The organism is Luteococcus sp. (assembly GCF_043424415.1).
GTDB lineage: Bacteria > Actinomycetota > Actinomycetes > Propionibacteriales > Propionibacteriaceae > Luteococcus.
This window is the reverse complement of record NZ_JBHWOO010000097.1, coordinates 1-3,932: the sequence shown is the minus strand read 5'-3', so window position 1 is coordinate 3,932 and position 3,932 is coordinate 1. Positions and strand designations below refer to the sequence as shown.

5 protein-coding genes are annotated in these 3,932 nt (G+C 61.2%); 3 read left to right on the top strand and 2 right to left on the bottom strand.

Annotation, left to right across the window (positions count from 1 at the left end):
* The coding region (locus tag ACHFFZ_RS05715; protein ID WP_394275697.1) for a hypothetical protein at nucleotides 1-640 on the top strand (640 nt) is incomplete at its 5' end.
* A gap of 323 nt (nucleotides 641-963) precedes the next feature.
* Complete coding sequence (locus ACHFFZ_RS05710; protein WP_394275696.1) at nucleotides 964-1,680, top strand: type II toxin-antitoxin system death-on-curing family toxin; 717 nt, start codon at nucleotides 964-966, stop codon at nucleotides 1,678-1,680.
* A 359-nt stretch (nucleotides 1,681-2,039) separates the two neighbouring features.
* Here ACHFFZ_RS05710 and ACHFFZ_RS05705 read toward each other — a convergent pair whose 3' ends face one another.
* Nucleotides 2,040-2,519, bottom strand: a complete 480-nt coding sequence (locus tag ACHFFZ_RS05705; RefSeq protein WP_394275695.1) for a DNA-processing protein DprA — start codon at nucleotides 2,517-2,519, stop codon at nucleotides 2,040-2,042.
* Nucleotides 2,520-2,565: 46 nt separating this feature from the next.
* Nucleotides 2,566-2,955, bottom strand: coding sequence for a hypothetical protein (locus tag ACHFFZ_RS05700; protein ID WP_394275694.1), 390 nt, complete (start codon nucleotides 2,953-2,955; stop codon nucleotides 2,566-2,568).
* Between the two features lie 440 nt (nucleotides 2,956-3,395).
* On the opposite strand from ACHFFZ_RS05700, the gene ACHFFZ_RS05695 reads away from it, so the two are divergent.
* A partial coding sequence (locus tag ACHFFZ_RS05695; RefSeq protein ID WP_394275693.1) for a hypothetical protein occupies nucleotides 3,396-3,932 on the top strand: 537 nt, incomplete at its 3' end.

Genomic DNA, 3,932 nt, shown 5'->3' with positions numbered 1-3,932 from the left:
CGAGTTGCTGGAGACGGACAGTTTTCAGGAGCATGACCAGCTGCTGCGTCGGTTGCTGCCGATGTTGATGGGCACCAATGGGCGCCCGGGTGAGGGGCGTACCGCGGTAGGCAGACCAACGAAGGCATGCGATCAGGCTCCCCCTGTGCGGCAGGCGTTGGTGTGCCCGGCGGTGCAGGGTCGGGTCCGGTGCCCGATGAAGCCAGAGTCGATGGTGGCGGCACGCGCCACAGCGCCGGAGGTGGCACCGCCGCCGGGGGCTGCGCGGTTCCAGTGCTGCACGAAATCCCAGGTCACCGTGGCCTATTGCGAGGATCAGCTGCGGATGATGCAGCCCGGGCTGGTGCCCGGCTCCTGGGAGCACACCCTGTACTACGAGGCCGCACGGTCGCTGACCGAGCAGAGGTTTTCCATCATGAAATCCCACCACTGCACGGGAGCATCGGACCTGACATGGGCACCTCGGCGCGAGCCGATGATTGCCCTGATCGTGGCTCTCCAGGTGGTCGAGGCCAATCGCGTCATTCAGCGCAGATGGCACAGTCGGCCAGCTGGGTACACGGGCTCGACGGTGCAGCGCATGATTCAGCTTCGCGCTGACCTGGGCCACGAGCCAATGGTGACACCGCCACGGACGTGATTTCTGCGCTTCGACGTTGCCCGATGGTCTCGAAGTGGCGAACCGAGGAGTCATTGTGTGCTTCCTGGTTCGCGTGGTTAAGGCCAGATCTAGGGTTGAACGAGTATCTTGCGGCCAGTAGGGTTCAATCTCTACGCAGCAAGAGTGATAGAATTTGGCAGCATAGAAGCTGTGTCTGGTACGGAAGGAGAGTGTTCGAAGATGATGCAGGAGCTGACGCATAGGAACTTTGCTCAGATGAACGTCTCTGGACCGCAGGTCTCCGAGATGACTCGCGAAGAGCGGCGTCGTCGTGTGGAGGACTTGGGACGTGAAATCGCGCAGTGGTCGGCGGAGCTCAACCGCCGACTTGCGTGACGATTTATCCCGACGGTGAGGAAGTCCTCACCGTAGGGTTTTTTGCCTGCGGGTTCCACCCCAAGGTACGTGAACCCCACCAGTTCCGTGCGAATGTCAACCGGCCAGCGACTACCGTTTTTGGTAGCGACGCATTCCCGACCGCCTGGGACAAGGCAGCCTCGCTCCTTCATTCGTTTTGTACTACACAGAGCCTCGTCGATGGTAACAAGAGAACAGGCTGGGCTGCATGTTGGCTGTTGCTCAGACTGAACCTGGCAGTCGGAGACTTGCTTGGGGAGGTCGACGCGGACGCGGCAGAGGCTCTCGTAGCGAACGTTGCCACCGGAGACATGCTCGTGCCAGAAATTGCAGATGCACTGCAAGCTTTTGTTGCCCCTCAACTTGGCAACGCCGGACACCTTCCTCCGGGATTTGCCGTGACGGAGATTCTAGAAGACACGGGCCAGGTAATGACAGGGGTGGGCTGCACTCCCGATGGCACCAGGTTGGTATACCTGTGTACCAGATCGTCTGACGGTGCCCCACTTGAGTTGGTCCTTACTCCTGACCAGGCGCGTAACGCCGCTGACGAACTGACCCGCTTCGCTGACGGGAAGCTGGCCCCCGGTATGCGAATCAGAGTTCAGGCATTGGCTGTTAAAGCACACTTGGATCTCGTTGATCGTCCGGAGGGTCTGTAGTCATAGCCGAGTAGTCGGTGCAGGGATTAGTCCCGACACGCCCACCACGCCGAATATAAGAGGTTGCGCGATGACCCGACTAGGCTTGATACGACTAAGCAAGTCCAAGCGGTATCAAGCCTAGTCGGGTCATCGCTCGACTCTTCTTTTTGCAGGTCAAGGGCACTATCTGGCGTGGTGCCTTTTAGTCACGGCAGTACTGTGGATGAGCTGCCCTGCTAATTGTTGGCGGGACCAATGCTTTGTCATCGGAGACCGCTTAGCCTGAGGAATATAACAACCCGCCGTCCATAATGGTCTGCCAGAAGGTTTTCCCAATGCCTAGCTCGGTGAATGCGATCTAAGTTCGCAGGAACTACTCAGGCGAACAACCCACTGCCCAACTCGGCGATGGCGATGATGCCCTGGGCCAGCTCCACTGCTTCGGCAGGACTGTGAGCAACACGGGCACGACCATCGTCGACCAGCTTCCGGCCCCAGGTGGTGCGATCGGCGACCGCCGGGGTGAGAATCAGCCCCCGCGAGTGGCTGATCGCAGCCCGCGCCTGGTGGCGGGTACCGGAGTGCTCCCCGGCGGCGATGACGATGGTGGCCCGCCCGTAGCCGCTCATGGTGACGTTGCGCATGGGAAACGTCTTCTGGGACCCCGCCAAGTCGGGGAAAAACTGGGATGCCACCAGTCCCGTCGCCTCGATCCGCCGGCGCAGGCCCCGGTTTTCCGCCGGGTAGGTGTGGTCCAGGCCAGTGCCTATGAGGGCGACGGTGCGCCCACCAGCGGCCAACGCCGCTTCGTGGGCGGCGGTGTCGATGCCTGACGCCATCCCGGAGACTACGGTCAACCCGGCCTCGACCAGGCCGTTGGCAACGTCGGCTGCTGCCTGACGTTCAGGTCCGGTGGGGGGTGCGGGAACCCACGACGCTGACGCCGTTGTCGTCCGGTATCAGCTGGCCCTGGCTGAACAGCAGCGCCGGGGCCTGGTGAACGCCCGCCAGGTACACCGGATACGCGTCGTCGAGCAGGGAGGTCACCGTGTACCCGGCGGCAACCCAGTCGTTGAGGTCGGCTGCGGCTTGTGCGCGGGCTTGCTCCAAGTGAGGGTCGAGCAGGGTGTCATTGAAAACCGCAGCTATCAGCGCTGATGCGCCCTCGGTGCGCAGAATCTCGGCGCGGGCGGGCTGGGTCAGCGGTGAGGTGGCTCGGATGGCGGCGACGATGTCGACGAGCGCCGCACGATCCGCCGAGCGGATCATCGCTTGGCTGTTCGACGTGTTCATGGCTTTGATGGTACGGCTTCTGGGCCGAACTCTGGCCGAAGCTGGCTCGATTGCCAGCCACTGGTCCGATCTGCAGCGATGTGACCTGCGAAGTAGAGCGGAAGGGATGCTGGAGATTGAGAACACCTGTCTCGTCATAGCCCAAATTGGAACGTTTGTACGCTTACTTCGGCTAAGGAACGGGGCGAGTCCAAGGCGCGAGATAGACTGCTCATGCCTGCCCAGAGGGCGTAGCGGACTCTATGCAGATGCCTCGGGAGGCGCGGTCATGCCATCAGGGTAAGCGCTGCGCAGTGTCACTGCGGGTGTGTCCAGTGGCCCACTTGGAGATGTACTGATCGACGTGCCGAGGCGTGGCTCCCGGCGATCAAGACCAGCATGCGAACTTGAATTTAGCGGAGGAACACATGTTTGATAAAAGCGTCAACTATCCCACAGCTGTGGCGAGCTACGACGACGAGGGAATTGCTCAGGCCATCCTTTGGTGCGCTGAACGAATGGAGGAGGGGGACACCCTTTCGGTATGGACGCCTTTGAAGCGCAGCCTCGGAAACTGCGAGGCCCTCGAAGAACTCGTGAGCCAGTACTCGGGCGTAGAGCACATTGTGGGTCGTGGTGGAACGGGGGTCAGGAGCACGGGGCCGGTGCTTATGGCCTGGCCGGATATGGACGACATCGGAGAACTTGTCCGATTCGGCGAGAGTCGCATACGGGGGCTCTGCGTGCTTGCGTGGGATGAAAACAAGATTCGGCCGTGGGTAGCCCAGATGAACCCCGAAATCCTTGGAGACGGCACGGATTGGGACAGCCTCACGCCAGAGCTTGATCCCATCGTTGTCGAAGCGTTGAAGAGCCTGACGAAGACGGTCAACCACAACAACACCATTTCTGTGGGCTGGGAGAAGGACCAGGTTGTGAGTGTTCTTCTCGCACTCCGCGATGCTGGAATCCCCATGGACGGTGAAGCCATCCAGGGG